The sequence below is a fragment of the Psychroflexus longus genome, assembly GCF_020164595.1.
GTDB classification, from domain to species: Bacteria; Bacteroidota; Bacteroidia; order Flavobacteriales; family Flavobacteriaceae; genus Psychroflexus; species Psychroflexus longus.
Genome location: NZ_JAIQZE010000014.1, coordinates 45,366 through 66,432, shown reverse-complemented (window position 1 = coordinate 66,432; position 21,067 = coordinate 45,366). Strand labels below are relative to the sequence as shown.

Annotated in this window: 21 protein-coding genes; 16 read left to right on the top strand and 5 right to left on the bottom strand. The window is 35.8% G+C overall.

The window, feature by feature from the left end; all coding sequences use genetic code 11:
• Nucleotides 1-115 precede the first annotated feature (115 nt).
• A complete protein-coding gene (locus LB452_RS11950) occupies nt 116-1,423 on the bottom strand; it encodes an ABC1 kinase family protein (RefSeq protein WP_224461970.1) in 1,308 nt (435 codons plus the stop codon).
• A gap of 3 nt (nt 1,424-1,426) precedes the next feature.
• Nucleotides 1,427-2,089 carry a TetR family transcriptional regulator C-terminal domain-containing protein gene (locus LB452_RS11945; RefSeq protein ID WP_224461969.1) on the bottom strand — a complete coding sequence of 221 codons (663 nt, stop codon included), beginning with the start codon at nt 2,087-2,089 and terminating at the stop codon, nt 1,427-1,429.
• 154 nt (nt 2,090-2,243) lie between these two features.
• Here LB452_RS11945 and htpG point away from each other — a divergent pair, with 154 nt between their 5' ends.
• The 8 genes from htpG to LB452_RS11905 all read left to right on the top strand — a co-directional run bounded on the left by htpG (nt 2,244) and on the right by LB452_RS11905 (nt 9,610).
• Complete coding sequence (gene htpG / locus LB452_RS11940; protein ID WP_224461968.1) at nt 2,244-4,136, top strand: molecular chaperone HtpG; 1,893 nt, start codon at nt 2,244-2,246, stop codon at nt 4,134-4,136.
• Between the two features lie 152 nt (nt 4,137-4,288).
• Complete coding sequence (thrS, locus tag LB452_RS11935; RefSeq protein ID WP_224461967.1) at nt 4,289-6,235, top strand: threonine--tRNA ligase; 1,947 nt, start codon at nt 4,289-4,291, stop codon at nt 6,233-6,235.
• 60 nt (nt 6,236-6,295) lie between these two features.
• Entirely contained in the window at nt 6,296-6,811 is a 516-nt protein-coding gene (gene infC / locus LB452_RS11930; protein WP_323670377.1) for a translation initiation factor IF-3, read from the top strand.
• A 28-nt stretch (nt 6,812-6,839) separates the two neighbouring features.
• Entirely contained in the window at nt 6,840-7,037 is a 198-nt protein-coding gene (gene rpmI, locus LB452_RS11925; RefSeq protein WP_093367423.1) for a 50S ribosomal protein L35, read from the top strand.
• An 81-nt stretch (nt 7,038-7,118) separates the two neighbouring features.
• Nucleotides 7,119-7,463, top strand: a complete 345-nt coding sequence (rplT, locus tag LB452_RS11920) for a 50S ribosomal protein L20 (protein WP_224454762.1) — start codon at nt 7,119-7,121, stop codon at nt 7,461-7,463.
• A 170-nt stretch (nt 7,464-7,633) separates the two neighbouring features.
• A complete protein-coding gene (locus LB452_RS11915; protein ID WP_224461966.1) occupies nt 7,634-7,873 on the top strand; it encodes a hypothetical protein in 240 nt (79 codons plus the stop codon).
• 84 nt (nt 7,874-7,957) lie between these two features.
• On the top strand, nt 7,958-8,728 hold the full coding sequence (locus tag LB452_RS11910) for a helical backbone metal receptor (RefSeq protein ID WP_224461965.1): 771 nt from the start codon (nt 7,958-7,960) through the stop codon (nt 8,726-8,728).
• A 69-nt stretch (nt 8,729-8,797) separates the two neighbouring features.
• On the top strand, nt 8,798-9,610 hold the full coding sequence (locus LB452_RS11905; protein WP_224461964.1) for an alpha/beta fold hydrolase: 813 nt from the start codon (nt 8,798-8,800) through the stop codon (nt 9,608-9,610).
• Here LB452_RS11905 and LB452_RS11900 read toward each other — a convergent pair.
• Nucleotides 9,607-10,311: a DUF4197 domain-containing protein gene (locus LB452_RS11900; protein ID WP_224461963.1), complete on the bottom strand. Its 705-nt coding sequence runs from the start codon at nt 10,309-10,311 to the stop codon at nt 9,607-9,609. The genes LB452_RS11905 and LB452_RS11900 overlap by 4 nt on opposite strands.
• A 146-nt stretch (nt 10,312-10,457) precedes the next feature.
• Between LB452_RS11900 and LB452_RS11895 the strand changes: the two genes are divergently transcribed.
• The 7 genes from LB452_RS11895 to guaB all read left to right on the top strand — a co-directional run bounded on the left by LB452_RS11895 (nt 10,458) and on the right by guaB (nt 17,881).
• Nucleotides 10,458-13,892, top strand: coding sequence for a methylmalonyl-CoA mutase family protein (locus LB452_RS11895; protein ID WP_224461962.1), 3,435 nt, complete (start codon nt 10,458-10,460; stop codon nt 13,890-13,892).
• Nucleotides 13,893-14,239: 347 nt separating this feature from the next.
• Complete coding sequence (locus LB452_RS11890) at nt 14,240-14,521, top strand: type II toxin-antitoxin system RelE/ParE family toxin (protein ID WP_224461961.1); 282 nt, start codon at nt 14,240-14,242, stop codon at nt 14,519-14,521.
• 12 nt (nt 14,522-14,533) lie between these two features.
• Complete coding sequence (locus tag LB452_RS11885) at nt 14,534-14,836, top strand: HigA family addiction module antitoxin (RefSeq protein WP_224461960.1); 303 nt, start codon at nt 14,534-14,536, stop codon at nt 14,834-14,836.
• A gap of 202 nt (nt 14,837-15,038) precedes the next feature.
• Nucleotides 15,039-15,290 carry a hypothetical protein gene (locus LB452_RS11880; RefSeq protein WP_224461959.1) on the top strand — a complete coding sequence of 84 codons (252 nt, stop codon included), beginning with the start codon at nt 15,039-15,041 and terminating at the stop codon, nt 15,288-15,290.
• Nucleotides 15,291-15,594: 304 nt separating this feature from the next.
• Complete coding sequence (locus LB452_RS11875) at nt 15,595-15,999, top strand: hypothetical protein (protein WP_224461958.1); 405 nt, start codon at nt 15,595-15,597, stop codon at nt 15,997-15,999.
• A gap of 58 nt (nt 16,000-16,057) precedes the next feature.
• Nucleotides 16,058-16,291 (top strand): hypothetical protein, encoded by a 234-nt coding sequence (locus tag LB452_RS11870; RefSeq protein WP_224461957.1) that lies wholly within the window; start codon nt 16,058-16,060, stop codon nt 16,289-16,291.
• A 123-nt stretch (nt 16,292-16,414) separates the two neighbouring features.
• Nucleotides 16,415-17,881, top strand: a complete 1,467-nt coding sequence (gene guaB, locus LB452_RS11865) for an IMP dehydrogenase (protein WP_224461956.1) — start codon at nt 16,415-16,417, stop codon at nt 17,879-17,881.
• 75 nt (nt 17,882-17,956) lie between these two features.
• Here the strand turns inward: guaB and LB452_RS11860 are convergent, their stop codons facing one another.
• Together LB452_RS11860 and LB452_RS11855 are read right to left on the bottom strand one after the other, a co-directional pair.
• On the bottom strand, nt 17,957-18,505 hold the full coding sequence (locus LB452_RS11860; RefSeq protein WP_224461955.1) for an OmpH family outer membrane protein: 549 nt from the start codon (nt 18,503-18,505) through the stop codon (nt 17,957-17,959).
• Between the two features lie 51 nt (nt 18,506-18,556).
• Nucleotides 18,557-19,009, bottom strand: a complete 453-nt coding sequence (locus LB452_RS11855; protein WP_224461954.1) for an SRPBCC family protein — start codon at nt 19,007-19,009, stop codon at nt 18,557-18,559.
• A 115-nt stretch (nt 19,010-19,124) separates the two neighbouring features.
• Here LB452_RS11855 and LB452_RS11850 point away from each other — a divergent pair, with 115 nt between their 5' ends.
• On the top strand, nt 19,125-21,056 hold the full coding sequence (locus LB452_RS11850) for a peptidylprolyl isomerase (protein WP_224461953.1): 1,932 nt from the start codon (nt 19,125-19,127) through the stop codon (nt 21,054-21,056).
• Nucleotides 21,057-21,067: the final 11 nt, after the last annotated feature.

Here is a 21,067-nt window from a genome sequence, read left to right as displayed (position 1 = left end):
CAATGCAAGATACGTATTATCGCTTATTTCGTAATCTTTAAAGCAAAAGAAAACGCTCTTTTACTAAGTTTCAAAGAGCGTTTTCCAACCAACCTAACCAATAATCTTGAATATCTTACATGTATTTCTTGTAATCGTTGATGTCAACTTTAGCTTTTAGATCATGAAGCAGATTAAAAAGCCCGAAGAATGTCCTATTGATATAAAGGAAGTGTTGACTTCCTCGGTTACCATTCATCTTTCTTAATTCTTTGTCACTACTATACTTTTCACTCAATCCAGAAATTTGATTCCAAAATTCTTCACTTCCAAAGTCAAAAGTTTCTTGGTGAAAAGGACTTGTAAACAGGCTAAGCATTTCATGGAAAAGCGCTGAGAAATATTTAATTTCCTTTTCAGTGTCATCTGGCCTTATGATTTCCAATTCTCTCAATTTCTTTAGAAAAAAATTAGGATCATTTATGTTCTTAGGAACTGCTAATTCGAAATAAGGTGTATAAAATTGATCCGGAATGTTTTTAATACAACCAAAATCAATAGCGATAAGGTTGTAATCCTTATCAATTAAGAAGTTACCTGGATGAGGGTCGGCATGTACTTCTTTTAACTTGTGGAATTGGAACATATAGAAGTTCCAAAGAGTTTGACCAATTTCATTTCCTACTTCTTCAGAAAAATCTTGCTTTACAAACTCACTTAAATGTTTCCCTTCCATCCAATCCATCGTTATGATTCTCTCGCTGGAAAAATTTTCGTAATATTTAGGAAATTTCAAGTTTGGAATCATACCACACGCTTCAGAAATGCGCTTGCTTTGCTCAACCTCAAGTATGTAATCTGTTTCTTCTACCAGTTTATCTTCAATTTCTTTGAAGTATTTTTCAGAATCTTTTCCCTTCAGATTAAACATTCTAGTTGCAACTGGTTTGACCATTGCTAGATCCGAACTTATGCTATCCGCAACACCGGGATACTGAATTTTGATAGCGTATTTATTTCCGTCTTTTTCTGCTCTGTGGACTTGACCTATACTTGCAGCGTTTACAGATTCTGATGTGAATTTGTCAAAAATCTCCTCAGGATATTTTCCGTTATATTTTTTAAAGGTTTTTCTCACCAATGGAGCCGATAATGGTGGAACACTAAATTGAGCCAAACTAAATTTTTCAACATAAGCGTTTGGTAATAAGCTTTTCTCCATGGAAAGCATCTGCGCAACCTTTAGGGCACTTCCCTTTAGGTTTTTAAGCCCATCATAAATATCAGATGCGTTATCTTCATCTAAGCTATCTCTGGTTAACTCAGGATTAAAAGCTTTTTTTGAATAGTATTTTAAATAGTTAGCACCAACTTTAGTTCCTGTTCCAATTAATTTTGAGGTTCTACTAAATTTTCCAGTTGGAATTTTATCAATTGTCTTCATGTATTATTTCATTGTTTCTTTGTAAAGAAATTTTCCAAAATCGAAAACTTTCTCTAGGGGTGTGTTGTCAAAAACATCAAAAATGGTATTGACTGATTTTTCAATGGCTACATCTGTTTTTTCAAAATCTGGTGATGAGTCATCTTTCCAGAATTTAAGTAAAAACAAAAACTGTATCCAGGCACCTTCAGAATAGATATTTTCATTTCGCTTCAAAAATGAATACGCTTTTTCATCATTATCATCTTCAATCAAGTCTTTTGCAAAAGATTTAATATGTTTACGAAGCCCTTTGAGCTGCTTCATATTTTTCATCTGGTCGCCATGTTCATTCAATACATAAAGAACATAACTTCTGTTGGCAGAAAGAATTTCAAAAAAAGTGTAAAAGAAAGTGAGCATTTTTTCTCTGCTACCATAATTTGCAACCTCTTCATTATTCGACATTAATGAGTGCGCATTCTGAAAAAAGGTTTCCCAAATTCCTTCTCTTAAAGCGTCAAAATTTCCGAAATATTTATAAAAATTCTTCTCTTCAAATTTATGATCTTTAGCAAATTTATAAACCGATTTAGGTACATGTTCATGTAACAAAACGTGATCCATGTAAAAGGTTATGATATCTATTTTGGATAATTTTTTTTCGGTTTTAGGTTTAGTTGCCATAGTAAAAATTTTATATACAAATATAATTATTGTTTAATCTTCAAACTTCAACTTTAAACGAAATCTTTTGTTAAATGTGCTGTGCTCTGTCAGTTTGTCAGAATCTGATACACGGTATTTCCTTTGATATAAGTGTTGTAAATAAATTTTAATTATGGCTACAGGTAATATTAATGTTTCAGTGGAAAACATCTTTCCACTTATCAAAAAATTTCTTTACAGCGATCACGAAATATTTTTAAGAGAATTGATATCCAATGCAACGGATGCAACGCTTAAAATGAATCATTTGGTAAGAATAGGTGAAGCGAAAATCGATATAGGTAAACCTAAAATTGAAATAAAAATTGATAAAGACAACCAGACTCTTCACATTATAGATGAAGGTGTTGGTATGACAAAGGGCGAAGTTGAAAAATACATTAACGAAGTTGCTTTCTCTGGTGCTGAAGAATTTTTGGAAAAATATAAAGATTCAGATGCTAAGGAGACGGGCATCATTGGTCACTTTGGACTTGGTTTTTACTCAGCTTTTATGGTTGCCAACAAAGTTGAGATAAAAACTAAATCCTGGAAAGATGAACCAGCAGCGCATTGGACTTGTGAAGGGACTACTCAGTTTACCTTAGAAGAATCTGATAAAACAGATCGTGGAACTGAAATTATTCTTCACATCAATGATGATGAAAAGGAATTTCTTGAAGAGTATAGGATAAACGAGCTTTTAATAAAGTATAATAAGTTTATGCCTATCCCTATCAAGTTTGGAACTAAGGAAAAGGAACTTCCAAAGGCTGAAGATGCCAAAGAAGACGAAGAACCCAAAAAGGTAACGGTTGACAATATCATTAATAATCCAGATCCTGCATGGACTAAACAGCCTGCCGAACTTGAAGAAGATGACTACAACTCTTTTTACAGAGAATTATATCCTACTCAATTTGAAGAGCCTTTATTCCATATTCACTTAAATGTAGATTATCCATTTAATCTTACAGGAATACTTTATTTCCCTAAATTGACAAATGACTTGTCTATACAGAAGGATAAAATTCAGCTTTATCAGAATCAGGTTTTTGTAACAGATAATGTGGAAGGCATTGTTCCGGAATTTTTAACCATGCTGAAAGGTGTTATCGATTCTCCAGACATTCCTTTGAATGTTTCTAGATCCTACTTGCAAGCAGATGGTGCAGTGAAGAAAATATCTAGTTACATAACTAGGAAAGTAGCAGACAAGTTGAATTCGTTATTCACCAACAACAGAGAAGATTTCGAGAAGAAATGGAATGATATCAAAGTTGTGATCGAATACGGAATGTTGTCTGAAGACAAATTTTTTGAAAAAGCTCAAAAATTTGCCTTGTATCCAACGACTTCAGATGAATATTACACTTTTGATGAGTTAAAAAATAACATCACTGAATTACAAACAGATAAAGAAGGAAAGCTAGTAGTACTTTATGCTTCAAATAAAGATGAACAACACAGTTACATCAAAAGGGCAGAAGCTAAGGGATATAAAGTATTGCTCTTAAATTCTCCTATAGTTTCTCACTTGATTCAAAAACTCGAACAAGAAAATGAGCAAAAAGTTTCTTTTGTAAGAGTAGATAGTGATCACGTTGATAACTTGATAAAAAAGGAAACAGAACAAGTTTCTAAGCTTTCAGATGAAGAAAAAGAAAATGTAAAAGCAAGTTTTGAAACTGTAGTGCCTAAAGAAAAATATACAGTCCAGCTTGAAGCTTTAGACTCTGATTCTGCCCCAGTTATGATTACACAGCCAGAGTTCATGCGTCGTATGAAGGAGATGCAGCAAACAGGTGGCGGCGGAATGTTTGGAATGGGTAATATGCCAGAAATGTATAATTTGGTCGTTAATACCAATAATCCACTGATTTCAAAAATCCTGAAAGCTAAAGAGGGTTCTAAAAAAGAAGGCTTAATCAAGCAATCTTTAGACTTGGCATTGCTATCTCAGAACCTTTTAAAGGGTGAAGAATTAACAAATTTCGTCGAAAGAAGCTTTAAAATGATCAAATAAAATTATTTAAATATTTTGGATTTAAGCCACTTTTGATAAGTGGCTTTTTTCTTTTAAAACTAATTGTTCGAGTATCAATGTGAGATCAAACAAACAAGATTTCATGTTGCAAAGAAATATTAACATAGTATCTTTGTTCAAAATTAAAACTAATGATCAATATTACCTTACCAGATGGGAGTGTAAAGCAATATGAGGAAGGAACAACCCCTCTTCAAGTAGCTTTAAGCATAAGCTCAGGCTTAGCTAGAAATGTGATTTCTGCAAAATTCAATGATACAATTGTAGAAACCACCATGCCACTCAATCAAGATGGTAATTTGGTGCTTCTGACTTTCAATGATGATGAAGGGAAGCAGGCTTTCTGGCATTCATCTTCGCACATTTTGGCACAGGCTTTACTGAAGTTATATCCAGGAATCAACCTGACGATAGGCCCTTCAATTGATAATGGTTTTTATTACGATGTGGATCTTAAAGATCAATCCATCTCTGAAAATGATTTTCCTAAAATTGAAGCCAAGATGCTTGAGCTTGCAAGAGGGAAACATGATTTTGAAATGCGTGAAGTTTCAAAAGCTGATGCTCTAGAATATTACAAAACCAGAAATAACCCCTACAAAGTAGAATTGATAGAAAATCTTGAAGACGGAGAAATCACGTTTTGTGATCATGATGATTTTACAGATTTATGTCGAGGTGGACACATTCCTAATACCGGTTTTGTAAAGGCTATCAAGTTGATGAATATCGCTGGAGCCTACTGGAGAGGTGATGAAAATAATCCGCAGTTAACGAGGATCTATGGAATTTCTTTTCCTAAGCAAAAAGAACTTAAAGAATATTTAGAGCTACTTGAAGAAGCCAAAAAACGAGATCATAGAAAATTAGGTAGAGAATTAAAACTGTTTACTTTTTCTCAAAAAGTTGGTCAGGGTTTGCCATTGTGGTTACCTAAAGGTGCAGCTCTGAGAGACAGACTTGAAAAGTTCCTGAAAGATGCACAAGAAAATGCTGGCTACCAACAAGTGATATCTCCACATATTGGTCAGAAAGAATTATACATGACCTCAGGTCATTATCAGAAATATGGAGAGGATAGCTTTCAACCTATCAAAACTCCTCAGGATGGTGAAGAATACCTTTTGAAGCCTATGAACTGTCCTCATCACTGTGAAATTTTCAACTCACAGGCTTGGAGTTATAGAGATTTACCACAGCGTTATGCAGAGTTTGGGACGGTTTACCGTTACGAACAAAGCGGAGAGCTTCATGGTCTTACACGGGTAAGAGGATTTACACAAGATGATGCACATATTTTTTGTATGCCCGAGCAATTGGACGAAGAATTTAAGAAAGTAATCGATCTTGTGCTCTATGTCTTCAACTCTTTAGGTTTTGAAAACTTTACAGCTCAGGTTTCTTTAAGAGACCCAGATAATCCTTCAAAGTATATAGGATCTGATAAAAACTGGACAAAAGCTGAGGCTGCTATTTTAAATGCAGCAGAAGAAAAAGGTCTAAATTATAAAGTGGAAACTGGAGAGGCCGCCTTTTATGGTCCAAAATTGGACTTTATGGTAAAAGATGCATTAGGAAGACAGTGGCAGCTTGGAACTATTCAGGTAGATTATAATTTGCCAGAGCGATTTGAGTTAGAATATAAAGGGAGTGACAACGAAATGCACCGTCCCGTAATGATACACAGAGCGCCTTTCGGAAGTTTAGAACGATTTATAGCCATCTTGTTAGAGCATACTGGGGGAAATTTCCCATTATGGCTAATGCCAGAACAGGCTACTATCCTATCAATCAGTGAGAAATATGAAAATTATTCTAAAAAAGTTTTAAGTTTACTTAAAAAACACGAAATTCGCGCTACTATTAATAATCGAGGTGAAACCATGGGTAAAAAGATCCGGGAAGCCGAGATGAATAAGATTCCTTACATGTTGATAATAGGCGAAGCTGAAGTAGATAACGAAACGGTTTCTGTGAGAAGACATGGGGGAGATGATTTAGGTGAAATGCCAATAGAAAGCTTTGCCAAAATTTTAGAAACTGAAATAGAAAATGAAATTTATAAATTCGAAGTTTAATTAAAAAAATATTTAGCCATAGCAATACGTAGAAAAAAATCAAGACAGGCACCGAGGCAGATAAAAGAAAATCCTCATAAAATCAACGACAAGATAAGAGCTCCAAAAGTTCGAGTTGTTGGTGAAAATGTAAAAGTAGATATCTATTCGCTCAAAGAAGCTTTGGCCATGGCCGAAGAGCAGGAGTTGGATTTAGTTGAAATATCTCCAAAAGCAGACCCTCCTGTTTGTAAAGTTATGGATTACAAGAAGTTCTTGTATGAACAAAAAAAGAGAGAAAAACAGCTCAAGCAGAAAACTACCCAAGTCGTTGTAAAAGAAATTCGTTTCGGTCCTAATACAGACGATCATGATTACGAATTCAAAAAGAAAAATGCAGAGAAGTTCCTTAAAGATGGAGCTAAATTAAAAGCCTTTGTGTTTTTTAAAGGCCGTTCCATAGTCTTTAAAGATAAAGGCCAAATCTTGCTCTTAAGACTTGCTCAGGATCTTGAAGATCTTGCTAAAGTAGAGCAAATGCCTAAGCTGGAGGGTAAGAGAATGATTATGATTCTTGCTCCAGTTTCCAAAAAATAATTGCGATAATCCTTAATATATATTCCAGATGCCTAAGATGAAAACAAAGTCGAGTGCTAAAAAGCGTTTTAAACTTACCGGAACAGGTAAAATAAAACGTAAACATGCATTCAAAAGTCACATTTTGACTAAAAAGTCAAAAAAGAGAAAATTGAAGTTAACTCACAGCGGTTTAGTAGACAAAGCTGATGAGCATAGCATCAAAACTCAATTACGCTTAAAATAAGTAAACAAGGTTAATTATTAATCCATGGAGTTAGGCTCACAAAACGTTTATTAAACTGCCTACTACAAAAAACTTTAAAATATGCCAAGATCAACAAATTCTGTCGCTTCCAGAGCCAGACGTAAAAAAATAATGAAGCAAGCAAAAGGTTACTACGGACGTCGTAAAAATGTTTGGACAGTAGCCAAAAATGCAGTCGAAAAAGCAATGTTATATGCTTATAGAGACCGCAAAACCAAGAAGAGAAATTTTAGATCACTTTGGATCATAAGAATTAATGCTGCTGCAAGACTGCACGGTTTATCTTACTCTCAATTTATGGGAAAAGTAAAAGCTAACAACATTGAATTGAATAGAAAAGTTCTTGCGGACTTAGCTATGAACAATCCTGAAGCTTTTAAAGCCGTAGTCGACCAAGTCAAATAAATTCTAACTTTTATCGCAATTACAAAAGCACCTGTTTTAATTAACAGGTGCTTTTTATTTTTAATCAGTCTAATAACGTATTGTAAGAGTTTGAGTTGTAATTAACAGCTTTAATGTATTTCCTATATACATTAGAGAAAATTTTGATAATAACTTAAAAACTAAACATTATGGCCATTAGATTCGCAAATAACTGTAGCAACTGCACCAACTTAATTGAAAAGACATTTTGCAGTAAACACGAAGTCTTGGTATCTCAAAAATATACTTGTGACTTATTTAATATGAAGGCAGAGTTGAAAAACGAAAGAAGCTGTTCCAATTGTAAGAAACATGAAACAGATTCTTGCGCTCATCCAAGTAAAGCTGCCCCAGGAATGCTTTGTGCATCATGGGCACCTTCAACGTAAGTTTTTTTCAAAATCCACAAAAAACCTTGAATTTAATTCAGGGTTTTTTATTTTAGGGCAATTGGATATCATTTATAAAGGCTAATGAAAGATCAACTAAAGCGGTCACTTCACAAAACTTCTGTTCCAAACCGGATTGTCTGTTTGGTTCCTAGTCTTACTGAAATGCTTGTAGATTTAGGACTGAAAGATAAACTGGTAGGAGTGACCAAATTTTGTGTTCATCCTGAAGATATAAGATCAACGGCTGAAATCATAGGTGGAACTAAAACCGTAAAGGTTGATAAAATCAAAAGTTTACAGCCAGATCTTATTTTAGCCAATAAAGAAGAGAACGAGTTAGAAGTCATTGAGAAACTAACAGAAGACCATTCAGTTTATGTAAGTGATATCAATAAGATCGAAGATCTGCTTCAGTTGATAAGAGATATTGACGAAATCTTTAAGATCCCTGAAAACTCCAAGCAACTTGTTGACAGCATTGAAACTAACTTTATCAAATTCCGAAGAAAAAGTAAAGAGCAACCTAAACTCAAAGTAGCTTACTTCATTTGGAGAGATCCTTGGATGGTTGTTGGTGCCTCAACATTTATCAATTATATGTTGGAACTTAATAATTTTGAAAATGTATATAAAGAACTTCCAAGATATCCTGAGGTAGATATTAAGAATCTAGTAGCGGTCGATTATGTTTTCTTGTCTTCGGAGCCATTTCCCTTCAAAGATCAACATAAGTTAGAATTCAAAATTCCAGCGGAAAAAATTAAAATTGTGGATGGCGAATACTTTAGCTGGTACGGTTCCAGGCTTTTACAAGCCTTTGACTATTTCTTAAAGCTTAGGGACAACTTATAAAATTTTACTAGTATTTAAGGACATTTTAGTTTTAACGATTATCCTGTGTATATTTACAAAAAGAAAGCTTTGATACACCATTCAGTTTATCGTCACGAAAACTCCATAGAGTGGGTTACCTTTGTGCATGGTGCTGGTGGAAGTTCTTCCATATGGTTTAAGCAACTCAGAGCCTTTAAATCTCAATTTAATGTTTTACTATTAGACCTTAGAGGTCATGGCAATTCAAATCCAAAATTGCAGGATTCGCTTGATGAAAATTACACTTTCGATGCTATTACCGGCGATATAGTTGAAGTTTTAGATATCAACAATATTGAAAAATCTCATTTCATAGGTATCTCTCTGGGTACCATTTTAATAAGGAACTTAGCTGAGAACTATCCAAATCGCGTTTCTAGCATGATCATGGGCGGAGCTATTATGAAAATGAACGTGAGGTCCAGGTTTTTAATGAATGTTGGAGTAATATTCAAATCGGTTGTGCCTTATATGATTCTTTACAAATTATTTGCTTTCATAATAATGCCTAGAAGGAATCATAAGAAATCAAGAAATCTCTTCGTGAACGAGGCTAAAAAATTATACCAGAAAGAATTCATCAGATGGTTTAAGCTAACTTCTGAAATAAATCCTTTGCTCAAGTTCTTTAGGCAAAAAGCGATCAATATACCTTCCCTTTACATGATGGGTGAACAAGATTATTTGTTTCTACCTGCGGTTAGAAAAATTTCTGAAACTCATAAAGAAGCCAAATTATTTGTCATCAAAAACTGCGGTCACGTGGTGAATGTTGAACAGCCAAAAGTGTTTAATTCCAAAGTGATAGATTTTATTAAAAGTCTGGAGAACAATACTAAATTACAATTGCAAGCGACTTAATCCTGAAGCGCAAAAACTCGTCTTAATAGATCTGTAGATCTTTCCCTAACGTCATTTCTGATTCGTTGTTCTTCCAGTTCAATCATTTTATAAACGCCCTTTAAGGCTTCGTTGGTGACGTAGTCTGTGAGATTTGGATTTACATTAGAGGTAAAAGGCACCTGATTGTATTTTTCAATCACATTTTTCCATATTTGATCGGCGCCTACTTTCTGAAAATTATCTCGTACGATGGGCTCAAATTTTTGATACAATTCTGTTTGTGTCTTATCTCTTAAGTAAGACGTTGCTGCTGAATTTTCTCCGAGCAGAATAGATCTGGCTTCCTCAAATGTCATGTCGCGTATCGCAGATAAGAAAATGAGTGTCGCTTCTTTAACAGCTTGCTGAGCGGTCGTGTTAAGTGCCTTGATGCCTTCGTCAGCTAAATTACCTAAACCTAAGCTTCTCATGGTGCTCTCCACACTAGATAATTCCTCAGGAAGTTTGATCCTCACCAAATCATTATTATAAAATCCATTTCCCTCAGTCAATTTGGAAACTTGCTCATCTACACCTTTGGATAGTGCTTGTTGTAGGCCATTGGCTATTTGTTGGTCAGTAACCCCGGCAGACTTTGTCATCTCTCTAGAAATCTGTTCAAGTTCTGCGCATGAACTCAATGAAATAGAAACTAGCATAAGTAATAAAAATCGTTTCATAGAAATGAATTTTAGATCTATTGTAAAGATAGAGACTTTTGAAGACAACCTTCTATTTTTTCGTTATTAGAAGCTTAAATCAATGAGTTTAAATTGAATATTTCGTAATTTCACGCCATAAAAATTATTTATAATTCAATTTTATAATGCAGCAACAAAAACCATATACTCCTAAAAATCAAATTCGAATAGTCACCGCAGCTTCTTTATTTGATGGCCACGATGCCTCCATCAATGTGATGCGTCGTATCATCCAATCTACCGGCGTAGAAGTGATTCATTTAGGTCATGACAGAAGTGTAGAAGAAGTCGTCAATACCGCCATACAAGAAGATGTGAACGCAATTGCTTTGACGTCTTATCAGGGTGGGCATAATGAGTATTTTAAATACATGTATGATTTGCTTCAGGAGAAAGGAGCCGGGCACATCAAAATCTTTGGTGGTGGAGGAGGAGTCATCCTGACCGAAGAAATCGAGGAATTGATGAAGCACGGAATTACTAGGATCTATTCTCCAGATGATGGACGCGAAATGGGATTACAGGGTATGATCAACGACCTAGTCAAACAAGCTGATTTTAAAACACCTGAGCTAAAAGCTCCAAAAAAGACCAAAGAAAACTTAGATAATAAAGACGTCAATACCATAGCACGTTTAATTTCCTTAGCTGAAAACAGACACGACGAATTTTTAGAGGTGTTTGAATCTATTCAGAAAAACAATGAGAATAAAGTTCCCGTTCTTGGAATTACAGGAACTGGGGGTTCCGGCAAATCTTCATTGGTCGATGAGTTAGTTCGTCGATTTTTAGTGGATTTTGAAGACAAACAAATCGGGATTATCTCGGTGGATCCTTCTAAACGTAAAACTGGAGGTGCTTTGCTTGGAGATAGAATTCGTATGAATGCGATCAACTCATCAAGAGTATACATGCGTTCATTGGCTACAAGACAATCCAACTTGGCTTTATCCAAATATGTGCAGGAGGCAGTAGAAGTCTTAAAAGCGGCTAACTATGATTTAATTATTTTAGAAACTTCGGGAATAGGTCAGAGTGATACAGAAATTCTCGATCACTCGGATGTGTCGCTGTATGTCATGACACCAGAATTTGGAGCAGCTACTCAGTTGGAGAAAATCGACATGTTGGACTTTGCCGATTTGGTGGCTATCAATAAATTTGATAAACGTGGTGCTAAAGATGCTTTGCGTGACGTCAAAAAACAATACCAGCGCAATCACAATCTGTGGGATGTTAAGCCAGATACTTTACCAGTATATGGAACCATCGCTTCTCAATTTAACGATCCAGGCATGAATATTCTTTACAAGAGAATCATGGATCAGTTGTCAGAAAAAACATCAACAACACTTAAGAGTGATTATCAGATTTCTGATGAAATGTCAGAAAAAATATTTGTCATTCCACCAGCCAGAACCCGTTACCTTTCAGAAATTTCAGAAAACAATCGGGCCTACGATCAGAAGGCGAACTCACAGGTAGAAGTGGCTCAAAAGCTTTACGGGATTTTCAAAACCCTTGAAAGTGTCACCGATACAAAATTAGAACTTGATAAAAATGGCATTGAAGAAACACAATTGGAAGAGGTGGCCACTTCAGACAATGAAACTTTGGTAGGTTTGCTGAAGAAGGAATTCGACCGTGTCAAGATGGACTTTGATCCATACAACTGGGAAAAAATATTGGATTGGGGCAATGTTGTTCAAAAATATACCGACGAGGTGTACACCTTTAAAGTAAGAGACAAAGAAATCAAAATTGATACTCATACCGATTCGCTTTCTCATACCAAAATTCCAAAAGTAGCTTTACCTAAATATAAAGCCTGGGGAGATTTGCTCAAGTGGTTGCTACAAGAAAATGTGCCTGGAGAATTCCCATATACCGCAGGACTATATCCGTTCAAAAGAACTGGTGAAGATCCTACCCGAATGTTTGCCGGGGAAGGTGGGCCGGAACGAACTAATCGCAGGTTTCATTATGTGAGTGCAGGCTTGCCTGCTAAGCGTTTGTCTACAGCTTTTGATTCGGTAACACTGTACGGAAACGATCCCGACCATCGACCAGATATTTACGGTAAAATTGGTAATGCGGGTGTTTCTATTTGCTGTTTAGACGATGCCAAAAAGTTGTATTCAGGATTCGATCTGGCAGATGCCATGACTTCTGTGAGTATGACCATTAATGGTCCAGCTCCGATGCTGCTCGGGTTCTTTATGAATGCCGCCATCGACCAGCAGTGTGAAAAATACATTGCAGAGCACGGACTTGAAAAAGAAGTTGAAGCCAAAATCAAAGAGATATATCAGAAAAACGGAACAGAACGACCAGTCTACCAAGGTGAACTTCCAGAAGGAAACAATGGCCTTGGCTTGATGCTGCTTGGTGTTACTGGCGATATGGTCTTGCCGAAAGATGTATACGAAAAGATAAAACAAGACACCATTGCTGTTGTTAGAGGAACGGTTCAGGCGGATATTCTTAAAGAAGACCAGGCGCAAAACACCTGTATTTTCTCTACAGAATTCGCTATCCGATTGATGGGTGACGTCCAGGAATATTTCATTGAAAATAAAGTCAGAAACTTTTATTCGGTGTCAATTTCAGGTTATCACATTGCCGAAGCAGGCGCCAACCCCATTACACAATTGGCATTGACGCTTTCCAACGGCTTTACTTACGTAGAATATTACTTGAGCCGAGGCATGGATATCAATAAATTTGGTCCTAACTTAAGTTTCTTTTTCTCCAATGGTATCGATCCAGAATATGCGGTCATTGGTCGTGTGGCCCGACGTATCTGGTCCAAAGCCATGCGGGATAAATACGGCGCCAACTCCAGAGCGCAGATGTTGAAATACCACATCCAGACCTCAGGACGTTCGCTTCACGCCCAGGAAATCGACTTTAACGATATCCGGACCACGCTACAGGCGTTGTATGCGATTTACGATAACTGTAATTCGCTGCACACCAATGCCTACGATGAAGCTATCACGACGCCAACCGAAGAATCTGTACGCCGTGCCATGGCCATTCAGTTGATTATCAACAAAGAATTAGGGCTGGCCAAAAACGAAAACCCAATCCAAGGCTCTTTTATTATTGAAGAATTGACAGACCTTGTGGAGGAAGCTGTTTTACTTGAGTTCGACCGTCTTACCGAGCGTGGTGGCGTGCTTGGTGCCATGGAAACCATGTACCAGCGTAGCAAGATTCAGGAGGAAAGTTTACATTACGAAACCCTCAAGCACACCGGAGAATTTCCAATTATCGGAGTGAACACCTTCCTGAGTTCCAAAGGTTCGCCAACAGTCAAACCTAGAGAAGTCATCCGCGCGACTGAGGAGGAGAAGGAATTCCAGATCAATACTCTGGAAAAACTTCACAAAGTCTACGAAAACAGAGCCGACAAGAACCTAAAACGCATACAGGAAGCAGCCATCCACAACGAAAACATCTTCGAAGAATTGATGGAAGCCACCAAATACTGCTCTTTAGGCCAGATCACCGAAGCCCTGTTTGAAGTCGGCGGCCAGTATAGAAGGAATATGTAAACATAGAGCCATATTTTGCTTTACAAAATGTATGTGAATCACTTACCCGAGAACGACAGCGATTCGGGATATTTTTAAATTTTATTAGAGCCTGCCCCCCAATGCTTTTGGGGCAGGCTTTTCTCTATTACACCTTCCTCAATGCTTTGGGAATCGGGGTAACCGCTGCAATCTCTCACGTGGGACTTTGCGGTTGACTGATGTTTTTATGATTTAGAAACTTGGGCTCGTAACGCTATGGGTTAAAAAATGAAATTCACTCTTCCTTAAGTAATTAAAAGCATTTTGTTTTAATTCTAATTTAGAAATTTTGCTTACTTTTACCGTTAGTAACGTAAAGCATTAGTATGATTGTTTCATTTCGCTCAAAAGTGACAAAACAAATTTGGAATGGACATCGAGTAAAAAAAATACCTATTGAAATTCAAAGAATTGGACGCCGAAAATTGAGAATGTTGAATAACTCTCAAAATATAGCTGATCTGAGAATTCCACCTTCAAACCGACTTGAAAAATTGAGTGGAAATTTGAGTGGATTTTACAGTATCCGAATCAATAAACAGTGGCGAATAATTTTTGAGTGGAGCAACGGAAATGCGAGCGAAGTTGAAATAGTTGATTATCATTAAAAGACAAAGAAAATGGAAGAGTTAGAAAATATACACCCAGGCGAAATTTTACTTTACGAATTTCTTGAGCCACTTGAAATTTCGGCTTATCGACTTTCTAAAGATTTGAAAATTCCACAAACTCGAATATCTGAAATCGTAAAAGGTCGTCGACGAATAACAGCTGACACGGCTTTACGATTGAGTAAATATTTTGGTAATTCAGCTAAATTTTGGCTTGGACTCCAAGATGATTATGATATCGAAGAAGGAAAAGAAAACAAACAATCTGAACTGAACGAAATAAAACAATTCGTTGATAAAAATATTGCTTAATTAAGGCTACGTTTAATTTGCGCTAATGGTTCTATTTTGTTGATTGCAAAAGACAAACAAATTATTAAATGAACAAGTAAGTGCCTTTTAATTCTACCCTTAAAATCCAAGAAAACTATAGGCATCAGTTTGAATTCACCAAGGATTTTCAACAATTCAACACAACCATTTCTAAAAAAAATCACCCTTATATATAAACCTTATGTCAATTTCAAATTTTATTCAAAAATCTATGTTGTTGCTTATTCTTATATTCAGCATCGTAAGTTGCAATCAGGATAATGATGACGACAACCTTGTTACTGATCCTGGTGGTTCTGCAGACTATTTCATAAATAATGAAACCGCTATGGATATTGTTGTCATCTTTCAGAAATCTGAACCCTTAGGATCAGAAATTGATACAACCGATGTTATAGAAAGAGACGCTTCAGTAAAATCTTTAGAGATGTAATTTTAGGTGACAACCCAACACCTGAGGATTCATACAAAGAAATTAAATTCTTTGAGTCACCTGATTTAGAGAACCCTTTTAAGGTATTATTACCTATTGATAATGAAGACTGGACAATTGTTAGTAAAGATTTTGACAGCATAGATTTTTACGGAAATACTATTTATGAAATCAAATTAATGAATTGAAATTTTCACGGACTCAATATTCAGTCACTTATAATAAGTCTTATTCGACTTCAAAGAAATTTAGTCCTCTAATAGTTCGGAGTGATATTTGAAATTTTGAATAATACTTTTGAAATATGAAATATAAAGTAATGAACTTCTCAAAACTCTTCAGCCTTCTTTTATGTATCAGCCTTTTGTTTTCCTGTAGCGATAGCGATGACCTCACTCAAGAGCAGGAAGCAGAGCGCTTAAGTGAGTTATTTACTGAGATCGAGAACTTAGCCAGCAGTGTAGATTGTGAAGATTCTTCTAACTGGACATTTACTCCTTACGGGAGTAAAACTTGTGGTGGGCCAGTTGGGTTTATTGCTTATTCGACTGTGATCGATACCCGAGATTTTCTGAACAAGATCGAAGAACACCGAACTCAACAAGAAAACTTCAATAGAAAATGGGGAGTTTTCAGTGATTGTTCTGTTCCGCCGCAACCTAAAGGTATTAGATGCGAGGAGGGAAAGCCTGTTTTTGAATATGAATAATTAAGGCTTAATAAAGATTGTTATATTTACTTTTTAAACATTAACCAAGTTAAACTATATGGATTTTTTTCTTCCTTATTGGGCTTATAAGTTAATCCTCTACACTTTAGTAGGAATATTTTTTTCTGTATTAGCCTACATTCTGATCAACAAAAAGTTGAAATTAACTGAAAAACTTTTCCTCATCATCTTATGTGCAATGCTTCCATTTTTTGGTCCTCTAATTTCTATTTATTATGTGAAAGATTTTGAACTCATTGATCTCCTGAAACTAAACAATAAGACGCCTTAAAATTATAATCTCTTCAAAAAACTTAAAATTGTGCCCGGTATAGTGAAAACCAAACTAAACCTTAAAGTCTCAGTCACTTAATTACAAATTGTGTATTTTTGCACGCAATTAAATCTAATTGCAATGACAAATTCAAAAGTAAAAGGACTTGGACTTACCTACGACGATGTTCTTTTAGTACCGGCTTACTCAGACGTTCTTCCAAGAACTGTGAGTATCGAGAGTAAATTCACCAGAAATATATCCCTTAATGTTCCAATAGTTTCTGCCGCCATGGATACGGTGACAGAATCGAGAATGGCCATTGCAATTGCTCAGGAAGGCGGCATTGGTGTCTTGCATAAAAACATGACGATCGAAGAGCAGGCTCTTAAAGTACGTCGAGTAAAACGTGCGGAAAGCGGAATGATCATCGATCCAGTGACTTTGCCTATCACAGCGACGGTTAAGGATGCCAACGATAACATGAGAGAACACAGTATTGGTGGAATTCCAATTGTAGATGATGCCTATAAGTTGATAGGTATTGTGACCAACAGGGACTTGCGTTTCGAAGTTAAAAATGACCGTCCCATTAAAGAGGTCATGACTATTAAAAACCTGGTCACAGTAAGCGAAGGTACTTCGCTTAAAGAAGCTGAGGTTATCCTTCAAAAACATAAAATCGAGAAACTTCCTGTTGTCGATAAAAATGATAAACTCGTTGGTTTAATCACCTTTAGAGATATAACAAAACTCACTCAAAAACCTTTTGCTAATAAAGATGAATACGGTCGATTGAGAGTAGCTGCCGCACTGGGCGTCACCAATGATATTGTAGAACGTGCTTCTGCTTTGGTCAAAGCTGGCGTTGACGCTGTGGTTATTGATACCGCTCACGGACATACCAAAGGTGTGGTTGAGGTATTGAAAACCATCAAAAAAGAATTTCCAAAACTGGACGTTGTAGTGGGTAATATCGCCACTGCAGACGCTGCAAAATATTTGGTAAACGCTGGAGCTGATGCTGTAAAAGTTGGAGTAGGTCCTGGATCTATTTGTACCACAAGAATTGTTGCAGGTGTTGGTTTTCCACAACTTTCTGCAGTAATGGAGGTTGCAGAAGCTTTAAAAGGTTCTGGAGTTCCAGTAATCGCTGATGGTGGAATTCGTTACACTGGTGATATTCCTAAAGCCATTGCAGGAGGTGCAGATTGTGTAATGTTAGGTTCATTACTGGCAGGTACCAAAGAATCTCCCGGGGAAACTATTATTTATGAAGGACGAAAATTTAAGTCCTATAGAGGAATGGGTTCTATTGAAGCCATGGACAAAGGCTCTAAAGACAGATATTTTCAGGATGTGGAAGCCGACATCAAGAAATTAGTACCGGAAGGCATCGTAGGTCGGGTTCCTTACAAAGGAGAATTGGTAGAAAGCATGGTTCAATTCATCGGTGGTTTAAGAGCAGGGATGGGCTATTGTGGTGCAAAAGACATCCAGACCTTAAAGGAAAACGGAGAATTTGTACAAATCACAGCTTCCGGAGTTATGGAAAGTCATCCTCATAGTGTCTCTATTACCAAAGAAGCACCAAACTATAGCAGATAGACTTTTAGAATATATACTTATTAAAAAAGCTCGAAATGAAAATTCCGAGCTTTTTGTTTTTAGATGAGTTAGGATTTAATTACCAGAATTTCCTTCCGGAATTACATCTTCTGCTGATTCTTCTTTAATTTCAATTCCAAGTTTGTCTATAACCTTTAGAGTAATGTCAAATTCAGGATCTATATAAATGATACTGTTGTTTTCATCAAAAATTTGAGTAAAATCTTCTTCATTGACAATTTCTTCGATAGCAGTACCAATTTTGTTGTAAAGCGGTCTCAAATATTGATCTTGTTGTAGTTGTAGCATTTGTGATGAATTTTGCTGAAGCTTTTTGAGATCTTCTTCCAGATCTACAATTTCTTTTTGCTTTATTTTTTTCATCACATCGTTCATGCCTTCTTTTTCCTTTTCGTTGTAATCGTCCAAAACTTCACGATAAGCGACATACTTTTCTTGAATGGTACTGTCCAGTTTGGTGCTGTAGACTTTTAATTTTTCTTCTACATCTTTGATCTCTGGCATCTGAGAAAGGATGTATTCGTTGTTAACTGTACCCACTTTGGTTTGGGAGAAAGAGGTAAAACTAAGCGCTAATAAGGCAATACAAATTATGTGTTTCATTATTTATTTTTTTACAAATAAAGTCAATATAAATATTAAAACAAACCTTACTTAATTTGTTTTCACACTCTTACCTTCTTCTATAAATGCTTTGAAATCTTGTTGAACGACTTTTGACCTTTTTTTGAATATGTCCGGAAGCAATTTACTGATTAGCACCATAAACCCTGAGAACTTGAATTCACTGTAAGACGTCCATTTGGTTTGATTCTCGCTTATCGCTTCAAAGTAATTTTTTTGAGTGCTTTCCATTCCTTTGGAAGTGTATCGCCCATGCCATTCGTTTGGTAAGTCTTTTTTTAATATGGTCTCTGTCATTTTGATGGATTGACCTTCCATGTTGATGTACAGTTTTCTCTTACTGCCAACCTCTCCATTTTCTCCGCTAATCACCCGACTTCGTTTTAAGCCACGCTGCCAATGTGGGAGCAAATCGGGGTTTTCAAAAGCGTCGATAATCTCTTGTCTCGGTTTATCAATAATAACTTCAGTAGTATATTTCATAAGGCAAGTTTACTTTTATCTTTCTAAAGTTGAGGCTGTAAACGGCATTTTTTAAAAAAACTTAAACATTGTGTGCATTGGCATTTTTCTTACTTTTGCCTCCAAAATCTTAAAAATGAAATCACTTTTTAGTATTTGCATATGTCTAATATGTTTTGTTTTTGTTTCCAATGCTCAAATTAAAAATGAAGTTCTTTTTAAAATTAATGATGACGAATACAAAGTTGAAAAGTTTGTCACTTCTTTTCAAAAAAATGCTGATCTCATTTCTTCATCAAACGAATCTATTGAACAACATCTAGATCGATTCATAAATTTCCACTTAAAACTCAAGTCTGCTTATCATCTTGGATTAGACACTCTTCCTTCTTTCCAAAAAGAGTTCGGTAGGTATTATAAACAAATAGCTGATAATTATATATCCAACGGTGAAGTTACGGAAGCCATGGTGAAAGAAACTTATGATAGAACCAAAACTGAAGTGAGAGCCAGTCACATTTTATTAAACCTTCCCAAAACTGAAGCCGATACAACTGCTGTTTATCAAAAAGCTTTGATGCTTAAAAAGCGTATTGAAAATGGTGAAGACTTTGAAAGTTTAGCTAAACAGTTTTCTGATGATCCTTCGGTGAAAGCTAATGGAGGTGATCTTAACTGGTTCAATACGTTCAAGATGGTTTATGAGTTTGAAAATGCAGCCTATAATCTAGAGGTTAGAGAAGTTTCCGACCCTGTAAAAACAGATTTTGGCTATCATATTATCAAAAAAACTGGTGAGCGTCCATCCAAAGGTCAGTTAAAAACAGCTCATATCATGTTGCTTCCAAGTGATTCCCTTCAGGATCCAGAGGTGAAGATTCAAAAAATCTATAAACGTTTACAGGAGGGTGAGGACTTTCATGAGCTAGCGATCAAATACAGTCAGGACCCTAACACAGCAAGTAATGGAGGCTATGTTTCCCCTTTTAGTTTGGGAGGATTGAATTCAAAAGTTTATGAAAACGAATCTTACGAACTTGAAAATGAAGGTGATTATACCGAGCCTTTCAAGACCAGATTTGGTTGGCATATTGTCAAATTAATTGAAACTATTCCTTTAGAGCCTTATGATGAGGTTAAGGATGACTACAAAAGAAGACTTAAAAGTTCTTCGCGTTCAAAAGTATTAGTTTCCAAAATCAAAGAAGGCCTTGAACAATTATATGAAGTTGAAATTAGCGAGGAAGCCAAAAATCACTTTTTGAATTTGATGGATGAGAGTTTTTCTAAAGGAAAATGGAAGTATCAACCTGATGAGGAAGATGCTACTCAGACAGTCTTTAGTGTTGAGAATTTGAATGTAGATTATAAAACCTTCGGAGAGTACCTGGAAAGACAGCAACGCAGTCTGTCGAAATTGCCAGAAAATAAGATTGTGCTTGAAACTGCTGTAAATGATTTAGTCTACAGTAAACTCCTTGAGTATCATAAAACCCAACTACCAGAAATCGATAAAGAGTTCAGTGAGAAAATTGATGAATACAAAAATGGTATTTTGATTTTTGATTACATGACAGCTAAAATCTGGGAGCCAGTCTCTAAAGATACTCTGGCGCAAAAGAAGTATTATGAAAATCACAAAAAAGAGTTTGTGATTCCTTCCAAAGTGCAAGGACAGCTTTACACTTCTAAAGATAAAAAATCACTTAAAGTTCTTAGATCAGAATTGAAAAAGAGAAGCAAGACAGACACTTTGGCTATCAATTTATCGGAGGATATAATTATTGAAGAAGTTATTCTTGCTGAAGATTCAGATAAACTTCCAAAAAAATTTAATTTTAAAGGAGGATTAAGTAAAATATATAAGCACTTGGACCAGTTTATGATAATGGATGTTAAGGAAGTTGAAATTTCAAAAATTCCGGAATTTAAAGAAGTAAATGGTAAAATCATAAGTCATCTTCAAGATCAAAAAGAAGAGGATTTAATTTCAGAGTTGAGAGCTGATTATGATGTCGAAATAAATAATGATGTTTTAAAACAATTAAAAGAAGAACTTGAGAAATAAACAGTTAATAC